This is a genomic window from Mameliella sp. MMSF_3455, from assembly GCF_030733205.1.
Lineage (GTDB): Bacteria > Pseudomonadota > Alphaproteobacteria > Rhodobacterales > Rhodobacteraceae > Antarctobacter.
The window spans coordinates 217,009-235,160 of record NZ_JASHJL010000002.1 but is presented as its reverse complement, the minus strand read 5'-3'; the positions used below and the strand labels follow the sequence as shown (position 1 = coordinate 235,160).

Annotated in this window: 8 protein-coding genes; 7 read left to right on the top strand and 1 reads right to left on the bottom strand. The window is 66.2% G+C overall.

All coding sequences use genetic code 11. The features are described 5' to 3' along the window. Positions 1-120 precede the first annotated feature (120 nt). Entirely contained in the window at positions 121-1,338 is a 1,218-nt protein-coding gene (epsE, locus tag RBB42_RS02230; RefSeq protein WP_305970129.1) for an exopolysaccharide biosynthesis GT4 family glycosyltransferase EpsE, read from the bottom strand. A gap of 186 nt (positions 1,339-1,524) precedes the next feature. On the opposite strand from epsE, the gene RBB42_RS02225 reads away from it, so the two are divergent. The 7 genes from RBB42_RS02225 (at position 1,525) to RBB42_RS02195 (ending at position 18,127) form a co-directional block, all read left to right on the top strand. Next, on the top strand, positions 1,525-2,370 hold the full coding sequence (locus RBB42_RS02225; RefSeq protein ID WP_305970130.1) for a glycosyltransferase: 846 nt from the start codon (positions 1,525-1,527) through the stop codon (positions 2,368-2,370). Beyond that, the gene (locus tag RBB42_RS02220) at positions 2,367-3,728 is read left to right on the top strand and encodes an oligosaccharide flippase family protein (protein WP_305970131.1); all 1,362 of its coding nucleotides are present in this window, start codon (positions 2,367-2,369) and stop codon (positions 3,726-3,728) included. Before RBB42_RS02225 ends, RBB42_RS02220 begins: the two co-directional genes overlap by 4 nt. 172 nt (positions 3,729-3,900) lie before the next feature. Next, complete coding sequence (locus tag RBB42_RS02215) at positions 3,901-10,365, top strand: type I polyketide synthase (protein ID WP_305970132.1); 6,465 nt, start codon at positions 3,901-3,903, stop codon at positions 10,363-10,365. A gap of 5 nt (positions 10,366-10,370) precedes the next feature. After that, on the top strand, positions 10,371-11,387 hold the full coding sequence (locus tag RBB42_RS02210) for a glycosyltransferase family 2 protein (protein ID WP_305970133.1): 1,017 nt from the start codon (positions 10,371-10,373) through the stop codon (positions 11,385-11,387). A 5-nt stretch (positions 11,388-11,392) separates the two neighbouring features. Next, a complete protein-coding gene (locus RBB42_RS02205) occupies positions 11,393-15,889 on the top strand; it encodes a MupA/Atu3671 family FMN-dependent luciferase-like monooxygenase (RefSeq protein ID WP_305970134.1) in 4,497 nt (1,498 codons plus the stop codon). A 5-nt stretch (positions 15,890-15,894) separates the two neighbouring features. After that, positions 15,895-16,569, top strand: coding sequence for a 4'-phosphopantetheinyl transferase family protein (locus tag RBB42_RS02200; protein ID WP_305970135.1), 675 nt, complete (start codon positions 15,895-15,897; stop codon positions 16,567-16,569). 229 nt (positions 16,570-16,798) lie between these two features. Then, positions 16,799-18,127 (top strand): GumC family protein, encoded by a 1,329-nt coding sequence (locus RBB42_RS02195; RefSeq protein WP_305970136.1) that lies wholly within the window; start codon positions 16,799-16,801, stop codon positions 18,125-18,127. Positions 18,128-18,152: the final 25 nt, after the last annotated feature.

Sequence of the window (18,152 nt, the reverse complement as noted above, 5' to 3'; positions counted from 1 at the left end):
GTTCGTGCCGACGAGGTTCCGACAATTCGGCTGATGAACGGCGACAGGGGCCAGAGAGGCTGTGCAAGCGGTTTGAGGCCAGAGAGGAGCGAGCAGGGCAGGGGCGGCGGGGATCCCGCGCTACACCTCCTGGGCGCTGTCCGGGTTCCGCAGGCGCTCGATCTCTTCGACCAGCACCTCGGCCCCCAGCGAGGCGCGGAAACTCTCGACGATGTGCTGGCGCCCGGCCTCTGACAGGCGCTTGAGCGCGTCCGGATCGCCGACGAGGCTGCGGATCGTGCGGGCCAGCATCCCGGGGTTCTTCGGTTCGACCAGATAGCCGGTGGACCCGTCCGTGATCAGTTCGCGCACGCCGCCCGCATCGGTGCCAATGGTCGGGACACCCATCGACATGGCTTCCATGTAGGCGACGCCCAGCGGTTCGTGCCAGGACGCCAGCACGAACAGATGCGCCTCTTCCAGCTTGTCCTTGACCTCGCCCGCGTCGATCGCGCCCAGAAGCTTGACGTGATCCTGAAGGCGCAGCCGCTTCAGCGTCTCTTCCAGTTCGATCCGGTAGCCGGTGCCACCGTCGTCGTCCTCTCCGGCGATTTCGACACGCACGTCGACGCCCTGGTCCAGAAGCTGACGGGTGGCGGCCATCAGGTCTTGGTGGCCCTTGACCAGGTTCAGGCGTCCACAGGCGAAAATGCGGATCGGGCGGCCATGTTGAGGCGGCTGGTAGGGCGTGCGGCGCTGCAGTTTGTCAGTGTCCACGCCCATCGGGCGGATGATCCGCCGTTCGGGGAGCGATCCGGCCAGGGTCTCTTCGATTTCGGAGAGGATCTTGCGCGTGATGATCGTGGCGAAACTGGCGTGCCGCCATTTCACCCGCTGACCGGGGCCGTAGTCCGACAGTGGCCCGTGCAATGTCATTGAGTAGCGCGGCCCGCCCATGAGATGCGCGAAACAGGTGATGAGCGCGACGCGACCGCAGGAATGGGCGTGGATGTGATCCAGCCCGCGCGCTGCCGCCTCGCGCCGCAGCCTTTCGGCGGCGGCCATCGTCATCAGCGCGTCCCGGGCGAATCCGGGGCCCTCGCGCAGCATCCAAAGCGGCAGTCGCTTGGTGCTCAACTTGGTCAGTGCGGTGGCGGCAAGCAGCGGATCTAAATGCCCCAGGTAAGTGGTGCGTGCGATCGCCTTGTCGGACCAGTCGTGCGAAATCAGGCGGCGCGGCGGCTTGCGGGTCGAGAATACATGGACCTCATGTCCCATCGCTTCCAGTGCGCGGATCTCGCGCCAGAAGAAGATGTGCGTCTGTCCCGGGAATTGCGGGACGATGTACCCTATACGCAAGCCTTGCGTCACCTGATATTCCTATGGATGGCAGCCGCGCCTCTTGTGGGCGTTCGTCGTGATCAAACCTAATCGATTCCATGCTTTGGCCACAGTTCCGCAGCAGTTTCCAGAGCAGGGCGAGGTGTATTTTTTTCATGTGTGGCCCCAGTGGTACGGGTGTGAGTATGAGATATGGATACAACCATGCAGAGGCGGAACGCGGGCGTTTCGGTGATACTTCCGGCAAGCAACGAGGCAGCGCTGATTGGCGGCTGCCTCGAAGCATTGCTGGACTCTGAAGAGTCCGGCGCAGGCATGGTCGAGGTGATCGTGGTGGCCAATGGCTGCCGCGACGACACGGCCGATGTCGCTCGCGGCTACGCGGCGCGGATGGCGGCGCGGGGCTGGCATCTGGTGGTGATCGAACAACGGGCGGGCAGCAAGCCCGGCGCGCTGAACGCGGGGGATGCGGCGGCCAGCGGGGCGATCCGGGTTTACCTCGACGCGGATGTGATCGTCACGCCGGGGCTGCTGGCTCAACTGGTGACGGCGTTGTACGTGGATGGCCCGCGCTATGCCAGCGGCCGGGTCGAGATCGCCGCAGAGGGCGCGATCAGCCGGGCCTATGCACGGATCTGGCGGCGTGTGCCCTTCATGCGGGACGTGGTGCCGGGATGCGGCCTGTTCGCGGTGAACGCGGCGGGCCGGGCGCGCTGGGGCGCATTCCCGGATATCATCTCGGACGATATCTATGTCCGGCTGCAATTTCGTCCGGGCGAACGGCAGGGCGTGCCGGCGCCCTATCGATGGCCCATCGCGGAGGGCTGGCGCAACCTTGTCAAGGTGCGCCGGCGGCAGAACGCCGGCGTGGATGAGATCGCCGCGCTTTATCCGGCGTTGACTCGGAACGACGACAAGCCGGGCTTTCCCTTGCCCGAAAAACTGCGCCTCGCGCTGCGCGACCCGCTGGGTTTCATGGTTTATGCGGGCGTGGCGATCGCGGTAAAGCTGACCCCGCACGCCCGTCAGACCTGGAGCCGCGGAAGATGAGCGCGATGGAGGCCTTCCGAAGCGAATCCGTCACCGCGCGGGCGATGCGGTCGTCCCTGTTCACGCTGGGCAGCTTTGGCTTCGGGCAAGTTGTACGACTTGGGTCGAACCTCATCCTGACCCGGCTGCTGTTCCCCGAGGCCTTTGGCCTGATGGCGCTGGTCATGGTCTTTCTGATGGGCCTGGGACAGTTCTCGGACGTCGGGGTGACGCCCGCGATCATGCAGTCGAAACGTGGTGATGATCAGGATTTCCTCGACACCGCCTGGACGATCCAGGTGGCCCGGGGCATCGGCCTGTGGCTCTTGGCCTGCGGCCTGGCCTGGCCGATGGCCTGGGTCTATGATCAGCCTTTGCTGGCATATATCCTGCCGGTTTCGGCTCTGACCCTGCTGATCACCGGGTTCAGGCCAACGCGGATGATCACCGCGAACAGGCACCTGCTGCTCGGGCGGGTCACGGTCCTGGACATGGCCACTCAGCTGGCGGGGGTGGCCGCCGCCGTGGGTCTGGCCTGGTGGTGGGGGTCGGTCTGGGCGCTGGTGATCTCTGGTGTGATCGGTGCCCTTGTCGAGGTTGTGTTGAACTGGCGTTACCTGCCCGGTCCGGCCAACCGCCTGCGCTGGGAAAGCCCCGCCGCGCGCGAACTGATCTCCTTCGGGAAATGGGTGTTCCTGGCGACGGTATGCGGTTTCTTCTTTACCCAGGCCGACAAGATGCTGATCGGCAAGTTCATCGCGCTGGATACTTTCGGTGTCTACAACATCGGTTTTTTCTGGGCCTCTTTCCCGCTGATGCTGGGCAACCTTCTGACCCACAAGATCCTGATCCCGGTCTACCGGGAAACCCCGCCAAAGGAGAGCCGTGAGAACTTTTTGAAACTGCGCAAGATGCGCTTTGCCGTGTCCATCGGCTTGATCGGCTTTGTCGGGATCTTCGCCCTGATGGGCGTCTGGCTGGTGCAAACGCTGTATGACGCGCGATACGCCGCAGCGGGCGCGGTGGCGGTGGTCCTGGCCTGCGCTCAGATCCCAATGTTGATCGTCATGACCTATGATCAGGCCGCGCTCGCGGCGGGGGACTCGCGCCGGTACTTTTACCTGGCTCTGGTGCGTGCGGTGCTGATGGTGGGGTGTATCCTGATCGGCCTGCAGGCGGCAGGGCTGATCGGGGCGCTTGCCGGGCAGGCCGCGGCCTTTGCGCTGGCCTACCCGGTGGTGGTCTGGCTGGCGCTTCGCATGGGGGCTTGGGATGCGCTGCACGATGTTGTCTTTGCTTGTGCCGGGCTGCTTCTGGCCGGGATCGCAATATGGTTGAACTGGGGCCCGATCCTGCAGTTGTCACAACAGGGCGGATGAGGCCGGTATCCCGCAAGGCGCGGTTTCGAAAGGATGGGTTCAGTGTTCAGACCCCGGTCAGGAAATCGGTTGGCACGGCCCGGAGACGGATCGAAATGGCTGCGTTCCACTGGAAATCGCCGCAGTTCCGCGCAACTTGCGGGTGGTGGCATTTGTTTTTTCGAGGGCCTGCATGACGGGTGAAACAGCGCAGCAGTACGGCGAAACCGACATTGCCATCGTGGGCATGGCAGCCCATCTGCCGGGCGCCGCCGACATCGCCGCATACTGGCGCAATCTGCGTGACGGCATCTCTTCGATCCGGCGCTTGTCCGAGGACGAACTGCGCGAAGCGGGCGAAGACCCCGGGTTGATGCGTCACCGCGATTACGTCCCCTTTGCCGCCCCGCTGGAGGGTTTTGACCATTTCGATGCCGAGTTCTTTGGGTTCAGCCCAAAGGAGGCGGCGATCATGGACCCCCAGCATCGCCAGTTCCTGGAGACCGCCTGGGAGGCTCTGGAAAACGCGGGCCACGTGCCTGACAGCTTTGATGGCCAAGTGGGGGTCTTTGCCGGTTGCGGCATGGGTTCGTATTTCTATTTCAACGTCTGTTCCAACCCGGACCTGGTGGAAAGCACCGGTATGTTCCTGCTGCGCCATACCGGGAACGACAAGGATTTCATGACGACGCGGCTCAGCCATGTGCTGGACCTGCACGGGCCCTCGATCAACCTGCAGACCGCGTGCAGCACCTCTTTGGTGGCGACGCATTACGCGGTGCAGGCGCTTTTGAACGACGAATGCGACATGGCCATCGCGGGCGGCGTCACCATCGAACTGCCGCAGGGGCGCGGCTATCTCTACAAGGAAAACGAGGTCCTCTCGCCCGACGGGGAATGCCACGCCTTCGACCACCGTGCCAAGGGCACGGTCTTTGGCTCTGGCGCAGGGGTCGTGGTGCTGCGGCGGCTGGCGGATGCGGTGGCCGATGGCGATCACATCTACGCGGTGATCAAGGGGTCGGCGGTCAACAACGACGGTGCGCAAAAGGCCGGCTATCTGGCGCCCAGCGTCGAGGGGCAGGCAAGCGCCGTGGCCGAGGCACAGGCCTTTGCCGGGATCAGCGCCGATACGGTGGATTACGTCGAATGCCATGGCACCGGCACCTACCTGGGCGATCCAATCGAGGTCGCAGCCCTGACCGAGGCCTTTCACGAGACATCGACCGCCGTGGGGCATTGCCGCATCGGGTCGGTCAAGACCAACATCGGCCACCTGGATACGGCGGCCGGCGTGGCGGGCCTCATCAAGGCCTCGCTGGCGCTTCACCATCGGCAGATGCCGCCCTCTCTGGGCTTTGAGGCGCCGAACCCGGCCATCGATTTCGAGAGTTCGCCCTTCTGCGTGAACGACCGGCTGACCGACTGGCCGCGTGCCGACCATCCCCGCCGGGCGGGCGTGAACTCTCTGGGTGTGGGGGGCACAAACGCGCATGTGGTGCTGCAGGAGGCCCCCGAGCGGGCGCCGGGCGACGAGAGCGACTGGCCGTTCCAGATCCTGACGGTCTCTGGTCGTAGCAAGACCGCTCTGGAGGACAATACCGCAAGGTTGGCCGCGCATCTGCGCGCGCATCCCGAACAGTACCTGGCGGATGTGGCCTTTACCCTGAAGGAGGGCCGCCGCGCATTCGAGAAACGCCGCGTGGTGGTGGCCGAAAACCACGAGGAGGCGGCACGCCTGCTGGAGGGCAGCGATGCGCGTCGTGTCTTTGCCCATGACGCGCTGGACCGGCCCGAGGTCGTCTTCATGTTTCCCGGCGGCGGGGCGCAATACGCGGGTATGGCGCGCGACCTGTACGAGACGGAGCCGGTCTTTGCCGAGTGGATGGACCGGGGGCTGGAACACCTCGACCGGATCGCGGGCGGCGAGGAAGCAGAGAGTATTTCAGGAGAGAAGAAGCCAGGGGTGCGCGCGCTGTGGCTGCCCGAGCGCGGGGCGGAAGAGGCAGCGGACCAGGAGTTGTTGCGGCCTTCGCTGCAGCTGCCACTGATCATGATCACGGAATACGCGCTGGCACAGCTCTGGATGAGCTGGGGCGTGACGCCCGCCGCCCTGACCGGTCATTCGATGGGGGAAAACACCGCCGCCTGCGTCGCAGGTGTGATGGCCTTCGAGGAGTGTATCGGGCTGGTCCACCTGCGCGGGCGGCTGTTCGATACGGTGCCCGCCGGAGGCATGTTGTCGGTTGGGTTTCCGGCGGAGGAACTGCGCCCCTTGCTGGGGGAGGACCTCGACCTTGGCGCGGTGAATGGGCCGGAGCTTTCGGTGGCCTCCGGGCCGCAGGCGGCGCTGGACGCCTTGCAGGCGGAACTGGAGCGGCGCGAGGTTCAATGCACGCGTATCGGCATCGACATTGCTGCGCACAGCCGGATGCTGGAGCCGATCCTTGCGGAATTCGGCGCCTACCTGCAGGGGATCGAGCTGCGGGCGCCCGAGTTGCCGCTGACTTCGAACCGCACCGGAGCGTTGATGACGGCGGAGCAGGCGACCGACCCTGAGTATTGGGTTGCGCACCTGCGCGGCACGGTGCTGTTTGCCGATTGCATCGGCACGCTGGACAGGGACAACCGGGTTTTCCTTGAGGTCGGGCCGGGCAAGGCGCTGACCTCGCTGGCGCGGCAGCAGGTGGGGGGCAACCGGGTGCTGTCCTCGTTGCGGCACCCGGACGAGGCGATTGCCGACGACAAGCACATGTTCGAGGTGCTGGGTCGGCTGGCGGCGCTGGGCGTCGGGATCGACTGGGCACAGGTCTGGGGCGAGGCGCGGCGCAACCGCGTGGTGTTGCCGACCTATGCCTTTCAGCGCAGCCGATATTTCATCGAGCCGGGAGAAGCGGCGGCGAAGGCGCCCGGCTATCTGATGCGCAACGATGAGATCGGAGAGTGGGGCTGGCAGCCGGTATGGCGGCCGCGCTCTGCCCCGGTCGAGGTGGATGTGGTCGATGGCCTGTCCGATGCCGCGCCGCAGGTCTGGCTGATGTTCATGGACGAGGCCGGGTTGGCCGATCGGGCGGCGGACCGGCTGCGCGTGGCAGGGCACAGCGTCGTCGAGGTGCGGCCCGGAGATGCCTTTGCCCGGGTGGGCCAGGGCTATGTGCTGGCGCCGGAGCGTGGGCGCGAGGGCTATGACCTGCTGGTGCAGGACCTGGCGGCACGCGGGATGGTGCCGACCCGCATCGGGCAGTTCTGGCTGCTGACAGAGGGCGAAACCCACCGCCCCGGGTCGAGCTTTTTCCACCGGGTGCAGGAACAGGGTTTTTACGCCCTGATGTTCCTGGCGCAGGCCATCGAGGGCGAGGGCCTGCCGCGCCCCCGGCAGATTACCGTGGTGACAAATGGCGCGGCACAACTGCGGGACGAGCCGCTGCCCTACCCTGAAAAGGCAACCGTTGCCGGACCGGCGCGGGTGATTCCGCGCGAATTGCCCGGGGTCAGCGTGACGACGCTGGATGTGGTCTTGCCTGCGCCGGTCGAGGCGGCGTTCTGGGGCCGCGCCAGGGCGGAGGCCGCGCATGAGCGCGCAATGGAGGCGCTGACGACCCGGGTGCTGGAGGACCTGTTGAGCGAACCGGGCGACCGGATCGCCGCGCTACGCGGGGATCGACGGTTCGAACGCGTGATGAAACCCGTTGCGCTGAACGAAGCGCCCGAGGTGCAAGAGGGCGGCACCTACCTGATCACCGGCGGGTTCGGCGGCATCGGCCTGACCCTGGCGCGGGATCTTGCGTCGCGCGGGGCGAAACTGGCGCTGATGGCCCGCAAATCGCTGCCCGACCGGACGGATTGGGACGATTACCTGCGCCGTCACGCGCCGCAGGACCGGGTGGCCCGGCGCATTCGGGCGGTCATCGCGTTGGAAGAGGCAGGTGCCGAGGTCATGGTGGTGGCGGCGGATGTCTGCAACCTGGGCCAGGTGCAGGCCGCGCGGTGCGCGGTCGAGGACCGCTTTGGCCCGATCACCGGGGTGATCCACGGCGCGGGCGTGATCGACGATGCGCCGCTGTTGGCCAAGTCGCCGTCCAGCGTCGAGGATGTGTTCACGCCCAAGATCCACGGCACAGAAGTCTTGGGAGAGGTCTTTCCGGACGGCAGCCTTGACTGGATGGTGCTGTTTTCGTCGTCCTCGACCGTCACGGCGCCCGCTGGGCAGGTGGATTACGTCGCCGCCAACGAGTTTCTCAATGCCTTTGCCCGCGCGCGCAGCGGCAAGACGCGCGTAGTGGCGATCAACTGGGGCATCTGGAACGAGGTTGGCATGGCGGCCGAGGCTGTCGCCGCACGGACCGGAGACCTGCCCAAACCGCCCGTCACCCCGGTCGCGCAGGACATGCTGGCCGAGGCGAGTTTTGACCGTCACGGCAACCGGTTGTTTACCGCGCGCTACGCAGAGACGGACTGGTTCATCGACCAGCACCGGACACGGGCCGGGGAGGCGCTGCTGCCCGGTACCGGCTACCTGTCGCTGGCGGCGCAGGCGCTGCGGGCGCATGGCGAAAGTGGCGGGTTCGAAATCCGAGACCTGACCTTCCTGCGGCCCTTGCGGGTCACTCATGATGGCGCGCGTGATGTGCGCATTCGCCTGACGCGTACCGACGATGGCTATGGGTTCGACGTGCTGGCCGATGCCACGCTGAACGGGCGGCAGGGCTTTGCGCTGACCGCGCAGGGCGCGCTGTCGCTGATGCCTCTGGCGCGGCCCGCGCCGCTGGATCTGGGCGCGATCCGGGCGCGTTGTCCGGCGCGCCTCGATGGCAATGGTGCCAAGCTGACCTCGGCGCAGGAGGTGCATCTGGCCTTTGGCCCAAGCTGGAAGGTGCTGGATGCCCGCGCGTTGGGCAAGGGGGAGGGGATTGCCGATCTGTCCTTGCCCGCCGATGCCGCGGCGCCCGACATGCCGCTGCACCCTGCGCTGCTGGACATTGCCACCGGCTGGGCGATGGAGCTTATCGCGGGCTACCAGCCGACGCACCTCTGGGTGCCGGTGCGCTATGGTCGGGTGCGGGTCCATGCGCCGCTGGGGGAAAATGTGGTCAGCTGGGTGCGCAATGCCGCCAACAACCGGGCCGATGGCGAAACGGCCAGCTTTGATGTCACGCTTTGCGATCCCACGGGTGCGGTGCTGGTGGAAATCTCCGGCTTCGTGATCCGCAAGCTGGAGCGTGTCGCGCTCTTGACGACGCCACCGAGGCTGACGGCGGCAGAACTGGAAGTGGATGAAGGCGATGCCGTGCAGCCGCTCTCCCCCGCAGAGGAACGGCTGGCCCACAACCTGAGCCAGGGCATCCGGCCGGCCGAAGGTGTCGAAGCCTTCCACCGGGCGCTGGCGCTGGACGCTCGGCAGGTCGTGGTGTCATCCATGGACTTGGACGCGCTGACCGCGCAGACGGCGGCCTCGGTGGTCGAGGCCGCGTCTGGTCAAACCTTTGAACGTCCGCAACTGGACAGCGACTATGTTGCCCCCGAGGGCGAGATCGAGACCCGGCTGGCCGGCTTCTGGGAGGATCTGCTGGGCGTGACAGATGTGGGCGTCGAGGACAGTTTCTTTGATCTGGGCGGGCACTCCCTGATCGCCGTGCGGCTGTTTGCGATGGTCAAAAAGGCCTTTCGCGTCGATTTCCCGATTTCCATCCTGTTCGAGGCGCCGACGATCCGTGCCTGTGCCGCGTTGATCGAGGCGCAGATCGGCCCTGTCGAAGGCGACCCCGAAACCGCCCCGAAAGCGCCGCAGCGCCGGTTCACCCATCTTGTGCCCATGCATGACGGTGACGGCGGCGCGCGGCAGCCCTTCTTTCTGATCGCGGGCATGTTCGGCAACGTGCTCAACCTGCGCCACCTCGCGCATCTGCTGGGCAGCGACCGGCCGTTCTATGGCGTGCAGGCTCGTGGCCTCTACGGGGGTGAGGCGCCGCATGACACCATCGAAGAGGCCGCACGCGACTACATCGCCGAGATCCGGCAGGTACAGCCGCATGGCCCCTACATGGTCGGCGGTTTCTCGGGTGGCGGGATCAGCGCCTACGAGGTCGCCCGCCAGTTGGAGGTTGCAGGTGAAGAAGTGTCGCTGGTGGTGATGCTGGACACGCCATTGCCGCAGCGGCGTCCGCTGTCGCGGCGCGACCGGATGATGATCCAGTGGCAGCAGGCAAGGGAAAAGGGGCCGCTCTACCCGTTCATCTGGGCAAGGAACCGCATCGCCTGGGAGTTTGCCAAGCGCCGGCAGACAGGGCAAACCGGCGCCGAACATGCCTTCCACAACGCCGAGATCGAGGCGGCCTTCTACCGGGCCATCGCCGCCTACAAGGTGCGGCCCTGGGATGGCCGCGTGGTGCTGTACCGTCCGCCGCTCTCGGGCAAATGGACGGTTTCGGGCGGGGCGCTGGTCAACGGCGAACGCACCTATGTGACCCATGACAACGATTGGGGCCTGGTGGTGCCGGGGGTCGAGGTGCACGAGGTGCCGGGCGACCACGACAGCATGGTGCTGGAACCCAACGTGAGGGCGCTGGCCGGGCTGATGCGCGAGGCGATCGAAAGCGCCGAGGCCAAAAGCTTTGGCCACGGCGAAGTTGTGGCCTTTCCCGGCCACGCGGCGGAGTGAGCGGCATGGCGCGGATCCTGGTGGTATCGCTGAACTATCGTACGGCAGAGATGACCCTGCGGTCCGTCCGCGCGGCCCTGCAGGCGATGCAGGGGATGGATGCGGAACTGGTCATCGTGGACAATGATTCCGGTGACGGGTCGTTCGAGCGTATCGCGCAGGCGCTGGCGACAGAGGACTGGGCGCGCGGCGCGCCTGTCCGGCTGCTGCAATCGGGAAAGAACGGCGGTTTCGGTGCGGGCAACAACGTCGGCATCCGTGCCGGGATGAGCGATGGCGGCATACCGGATTACGTCTACCTGCTGAACTCCGATGCCTTTCCGGCGCGGGGCGCGATCCGGCGCCTGCACGACCACCTTGAGACGCATCCAATGGCCGGTTTCGCGGGCAGCTATATCCACGGCGAGGATGGCGAACCGCATGTGACCGCCTTCCGCTTTCCCTCGATCTGGTCGGAACTGGAAGGCGCGATGCGGTTCGGCCCGGTGTCACGAGCCTTGCGGCAGAAAGCCGTGCCCATCGGCGTGCCGAAGACAACGCAACGCGTGGATTGGCTGGCCGGGGCGTCGATCATGATGCGGCAGGGCGTGCTGGACGAAATCGGGCTCTTTGACGAGACGTTCTTTCTTTATTTCGAGGAAACCGACCTGTGCCTGCGCGCCGCGCGCGCGGGACATGAAACGCATTACGTCCGGGACAGCGAGGTGGCGCATATCGGCTCTGTCTCGACCGGCATGAAGACATGGCAGCGCATCCCGGGGTTCTGGCTGGACAGCCGTTGGCACTATTTTTCCAAGAACCACGGGCGCGGCTACGCGGCACTGGCGACGCTGATGCACGCGCTTGGCGGTGGAGTCTGGCGGCTGCGCATGTTGCTGCAACGCAAGCCGCCCGCTGATCCTGCGCATTTCCTGCGCGATCTGATCCTGCATGACACCAAGGCACTGGTCCGGCCCTTGCCGGAACGGCGCGAGGCTGCGCGCGCCACGGCCCGGGTTGCAGCCAAGGCACAGGCGGAGTGACCGAGATGGCGATGACCTGCGTGCTTTGGGGGAATGAGTCACTGCTGGTGCAATGTGGCGAGATGGCGCTCGACCGAGGCAACACCATCTCTGCGGTCGTGACCGATAACCTGGACGTGCGGCGCTGGGCAGATGGCCGTGGCCTGCGGGTGGAAACGCCGGGCAAGGATCTTGCGGCGCGTCTGGGGGACGGGTTTGACTGGCTTCTGTCCATCGCCAACCTCTCGATCATTCCCGAGGACGTGCTGGCCTTGCCCACCAGGGGCGCGGTCAATTTCCACGATGGACCCCTGCCGCGTCATGCCGGGCTGAACGCGCCGGTCTGGGCGCTGATCGAGGGCGAGACACGCCACGGCGTCACCTGGCACCTGATCGAGGGCGGGGTGGATGAGGGCGACATCCTCGTGCAGGCCGGGTTCGACATCCGGCCGGGGGATACGGCGCTGACCCTGAACACCAAGGCCTACGAAGCGGCGATGGAGTCTTTCCCGGCGCTGCTGGACCAGCTGGAAAGCGGCGCGTTGGTCCGTGTGGCGCAGGACCTGACCCAATGCAGTTATCACGCGCGGGCAGATCGGCCCGGGGGCTACGGCGTGCTGGATTTCACGCGGCCGGCGGTAGAGCTGGAACGGTTGGTGCGGGCGCTTGATCACGGGCCCTATTGGAACCCGCTTTGCGTGGCCAAGATCCGGGCGCGGGGGGCGCTCTTCGGGGTTGGTCATGCGCGCCTGACAGAGGGGTACGGGACACCGGGCACGGTGCTGGACGTCTCGGAAGACCGGCTGACCGTGGCCTGCCGGGAACACGCGCTGGTGCTGTCCGGGCTGACGCGCATCTGCGGCGCGCCAGTCGAAGCGGGCCAGATCGCATGCGTTGGCGAGATACTGGGCCCGGCGCCAGAGGTCGATATGGCGCCTGTCGCACGGGGCGACGGGCAGATGCGCCGGGTGCTGGCCGAGCGGCGGCCCGCTGCACTGGGCGGATTGACCGAAGGCGAATGCGCCTTGGAAACCCGTGCCCTGACGTTGCCTTCTGGCGAGGCCTTGGCGCGGGTCATGCGCTGGGCGCAGGCGCTCTGCCGGCGCGAGGCGGTAGACCTTGCCTGGGCCGACGGCGCGCTGGAGGCATTGGCGGAAAGCGGTCTGGTCGCGCCCTGGGCGCCGCTGCGTACCGGTTCGACGGCCAGGCCACAGCCCTGGGCCACGGACCTGCCTGCCCGCGCGCCAGAGCTGACCTGGCCCGAGGTGCCGCAGATTGGCGTTGCTGTCGATGGCGCGGGCCATGTGCCGGGAACGGTGATGACCGTGATCCTGGATGACGCGCCGGTGCTCTCCTACGATGCCGGGTGCCTGCCGCCTGCGCAGGCGGAACTGTTCGCCGCGCGTCTGGAATTCACCGGCACGGGCCTGCCCGAGGAAGAGCGCGACCTGGTCCTGAACCAGTGGAACGCCACCACGACCAGCCATGACCGCGGCCTGACGATGCACCGCGCCTTCGAGGCGCAGGTGGCCGCAACGCCCGAAGCGGTGGCGCTGATCTTCGAGGATCAGAAACTCACCTATGCGGATCTGAATGCCCGCGCCAATCGCGCCGCGCATCTGTTGCGCGAGATGGGCGTGGCGCCGGGAAAGGTGGTCGGCCTCTGCTGCCGGCGGTCGATCGACCTGATGGTTGGCGCGCTGGCGATCCTCAAGGCCGGGGGCGCTTACCTGCCAGTGGATCCGGCCTACCCATCGGACCGTCTGCAGCATTTTGTTCAGGACAGCGGCGCGCAGGTGATCGTCACGCAGGCCTCGGTGGAACCCGGCCTGCCGCGCCATGACGCGCAGTTGCTGGTGCTGGACGCCGAACCACGTCTTGCCGCGCAGCCCGTCGAAAACCTGCCCGACACCAGCGGACCAGCGGATCTTGCCTACCTGATCTATACCAGCGGATCGACGGGCAGACCCAAGGGCGTGATGGTCGAGCATCGCAATGTATGCAACTTTTATACAGGGATGGACGCGCACATCCCGCACGACGGTGGCACTTGGCTGGCCGTCACCTCGCTGTCCTTCGACATCTCGGTGCTGGAACTCTTCTGGACCACTGCGCGCGGACTGACCGTCGTTCTGACCGGGGACGAGGACCGGGCGCTGATCTCAAAGGGGCCGATGCCGCGCGGAGAGGGCATGGAGTTCTCGCTGTACTACTGGGGCAACGACGATGGGGCCGGGCGGGACAAGTACGCCCTGCTGCTGGAAGGGGCGAAATTCGCCGACCGGAACGGCTTTGTCGCCGTCTGGACGCCGGAACGTCATTTCCATGCCTTTGGTGGCCCCTATCCGAATCCCAGCGTGACCGGGGCCGCCGTTGCCGGTGCGACCAGGAACATCGGCGTGCGCGCCGGATCGGTCGTGGCGCCCCTGCACCATCCCGCGCGGATCGCCGAGGAATGGGCGGTGATCGACAACCTGACAAACGGACGTGCGGGCATGGCGATTGCCTCTGGCTGGCAGCCGGACGATTTCGTGCTGCGCCCCGAGAACACCCCGCCCGAGAACAAGCCTGCCATGCTGCGCGACCTTGAGACCTTGCGAAAGCTGTGGCGTGGCGAGGCAGTAGGGTTCCCGCGCAAGGACGGTTCGATCCACGAGATCGTGACCCAGCCGCGCCCGGTGTCGAAGGATCTGCCGGTCTGGGTGACGACCGCCGGCAATCCCAAGACCTGGCAAGAGGCCGGGGCGGCGGGGTGCCATGTGCTGACGCATCTTCTGGGCCAGTCGGTCGAAGAGGTCGGCGACAAGATCAAGCTGTACCATGCGGCCCTGCGCGAGGCCGGGCACGATCCGGCGGACTTCAAGGTCACGCTGATGCTGCACACGTTCCTCAGCGACAGCCGCGACCACGCCCGCGAGATCGCGCGCGCGCCGATGAAGGACTACCTGCGCTCTGCCGCCGGGCTGATCAAGCAATACGCCTGGGCCTTTCCGGCGTTCAAGCGGCCTGAAGGGGTGTCCAACGCCTTTGACCTGCAGCTTGACGGGTTGGAGGCCGAGGAACTGGAGGCGATTCTGGACTTTGCCTTCGAGCGCTATTTCAACGAAAGCGGCTTGTTCGGCACGGTCGATGACGCGCTGAAGCGCACCGAGGAGGTGCAGGCTATCGGCGTCACGGAAATCGCCTGTCTCATCGACTATGGCATCGACCGCGAGACCGTGCTGGACGGGCTGAAACCTCTGGCCGAGGTTGTCGCCAGCGCGGGCGGAGAAACGGAGCTTGCACCGGACGATTTCTCGATCGCGGCGCAGATCGTGCGACATGGTGTGACGCATCTGCAATGCACGCCTTCGATGGCCCGGATGATCGTGATGAACGACGAGGCGCGCTTTGCCCTCAAGGGTGTACAACATGTATACCTTGGTGGAGAGCCCTTGCCCGGCGCGCTGGTCAAGGAGTTTGCCCAGATTACCCAGGCCACGGTCACCAACATGTACGGGCCCACGGAAACGACGATCTGGTCTTCCTGCACGCGCGCCGATCCGGATGAGCCGGTGGTCAATATCGGCCTGCCACTGGCCAATCAGCAGCTTTATGTCCTCGACGAGAACCGCGCCCCGGTGGGCGTGGGGCAGGAGGGCGAACTTTGGATCGGCGGCGAAGGTGTGACGCGCGGCTATTGGAACCGCCCCGACCTGACGGCGGAACGGTTCGTCGCCAACCCGTTTCACGCTGGGCGCATGTATCGTACCGGCGATCTGGTGCGGAGGCGCGCTGACGGTCGGATCGATTTTGTCGGTCGGGTGGATCACCAGGTGAAACTCCGCGGACACCGGATCGAACTGGGCGAGATCGAGGCCTGCCTGGAGGCAATCGCCGGGGTCACGCAGGCCGTCGTCATGGCGCGTGAGGATGTGCCTGGTGATGTGCGACTGGTGGGTTATTACACGGGTGCGGCCAAGGATGAGGCTGCGGTCAAGGCCGCAATGGCCCGTGATCTGCCCGGCATCATGGTGCCCGGACGCTTCGTGCACCTAGACTCCTTTCCGCTGACCCCCAACAAGAAGGTCGACCGCAAGGCGCTACCCGCACCGCAGGCAGTGGCAGCGAAATCGGCATCGCCGCCGATTGCCCCGGCGATTTCGGCCGCGGAAGGGGATGCCGCGCAGGTCGAGGCCGCGGTTGCCGCGATCTGGCAGCGTACGCTGGGCGTCGCGCCTTCCTCCCGGGACAATTTCTTTGACCTCGGCGGGCATTCCCTGCTGGCGGTTCAGGCGCATCGGGCGATCCGCGAGGAACTGGGCGCCGCGACCCTGTCGATCACCGACATCTTCCGTTTCCCGGTCCTTGCGGATCTTGCCGCGCGCGTGGCCGGATTGGCGGAGGGGCCGGTGCGCGCGCCCGCAGCGCCCGTTGCGCCGAAACCCGGGCCTATGCCCGTTGACGCGACATCGGACAGGGCGTGGTCTCGCAGCGAGGCGATGGCGCGACGGCGTGAAATGCGCGCCCGGCGCCGGGTCTGAACATCGTGTCGGCAGTCGAACTGGAACGCCTTGTTCGCCAGATCGGGCTCTCGCGCGGTGTGGGCTGGGGCCTGGCCGTCCCCGGTGAGGGAGACCTGTATCCGGAAGAGGAGGCGGCCATCGCCCGCGCCCGACCGGAGCGGCGCGCAGAGTTCGCCGCCGGTCGCCTAGCGGCCCGCCGCGCGATGGCGCAGCTGGATTTGGCGGATGCCGCAATCCCGATGGGCCCCGACCGCGCGCCCGTTTGGCCCAAGGGGCTGGTTGGCAGTATCAGCCATGCCGCGGGCATCTGCCTGGGCGTCGTAGCGCGGGTTGATAACTTTCGCAGCCTGGGCATCGACATCGAAAGTGATGCCCCCCTGGCTAAGGACCTGATCCCCGAGATCTGCCTGCCAGAAGAGTTGGCCCTTGTGCCCGCAGACCTTCGGGCGGCCCGGGCCAAGCGCCTGTTCTCGGCGAAGGAGGCCGCCTACAAGGCGCATTATCCATTGGCCGCACAGGCCTTTGGCTTTCACGGATTGCAGGTGGATCTTGCGCAGGGCCTTGCCCGGTTCACTGACCATCCCGAAGTTGCCTCAATTCCGCCCGAATCCCGGGCGGACCTGCCTCTGCGCCAGGTATTCGGGGCCGGGCTGATTCTGTCGCTGAGCGCCATCCCGGCGGACATCTCCCGACGCTAGGACACGGATTTGCCACAATTGGCCGGTGAAGCCCTGCAAACTGCCGGAAATGAGGCGAAAACATGGCGCCAGTTCGCAACCTGGACACGCTTTGTTTCCGGCTTTTCCTTGGTCAGGTCGTGGCGAAATTTGGGCGGCATTGCTAGATTGCGGCCTGAAGATGGCGCTTTCGGGGTAAAACACGTTCGCGCTGTCTCCGCACCGGGGGCGGTTTTGCGGGAGAGTTGAAATGAGTCAGTTCCAGTCGACCGGCGAAGTGTTCGCCGCCCTCAAGCGTCGTGCCCTGTTGATCCTGGTGGTCACGTTCCTGGGTTGTCTCGCCTCGCTCTACTACGCAATGGGGCAGGCCAAGGTTTTCGAGGCGACGGCGATTGTTCAGATCGAGGACGCGCAGGTGCCCGACCAACTGGCCGGGGCGCTGGCCGCGACCAATGACGCTGCCCGCCGGGTCCGCCTGATCGAGCAGCGCCTGACGGCCCGGGACAACCTTGTGCGGATCATGGAGAAACACGCGCTGTTCAGCGCCGACCCGACCATGACCATGAGCGAGCGCGTTGGACGTCTGCGGGATTCAGTGCGTATTCAACAGCTTGTTGGCCAAGAGCAGAGCTTTGCACCCGGCGGCAACGCGCCGTCCGGCCTGATGATCTCCGTGCAGTTGGACGATGCGCAAAAGGCAGCGGACGTCGCCAACGAGTTGATGCAATCGGTGATCGACCAGTCGCGCGACCGCAGCGCAAGCCGCGCCCGCGACACGCTGGAGTTCTTCGCCGCCGAAGAGACGCGCGTGGGCGCCGAAATCGACGCGCTCGAGGCTGAGATCGCGGAGTTCAAGCGCCTGAACGCAGAACAGCTTCCCACGGGCGTGGTTGACCTGCGGTCGCAACTGGGCAGCCTGCGGGACACCGACCTGGACCTGGATCAGCAGATCCTGACGTTGCAGACGTCCAGCGACCGGACCCGGGACGAGGTGCGCGAGCGCCAGATCGCCGCCCTGCGGGAACAAAAGGCCCTGATCGCGGCGCGGATCGCCCAGATCGAAACCCAGATCCAGGGGGCGCCCGAGGTCGAGCGCGAGCTGAACCGGCTGGACCGCGAGATGACCCGCCTGCAGGAGCAATACGGCGTGATCACCCGTCGCAAGGCCGAGGCCGAACTGGGGCAACTGCTGGAGGATCGCAAGGCCACCGACCGCTTCGAGGTCCTCGAGACCGCCTTGGTGCCTGAATTCCCGGTGTCGAGCAGCCGCAAGAAGCTGGCGGTGATGGGCGGCGTGGCAAGCCTGATGGCCGCGCTTGGCCTGGCCTTCCTGATCGAGACGATGAACCCGGTGATCCGCAGCGCGGCCCAGATGGAGCGGGCGCTGGGTGTGCAGCCGGTGGTCGCGATCCCGGTGGTGACGACCCGGCAGGACCGGCGCGGCGGCGGGCTGAGAATGCTGGGCAAATTGCTGGCAATCTTCGCGATCCTGGGCCTGGGGCTCAAGCTGCTCTGGGATCGTTCGCCGGTGCTGGCAGAATTCACCGAAAGGTTCCTGCCGCGGGCGATCCGGGGCTAGGCACGAGACATGTCAGAGGTACGGG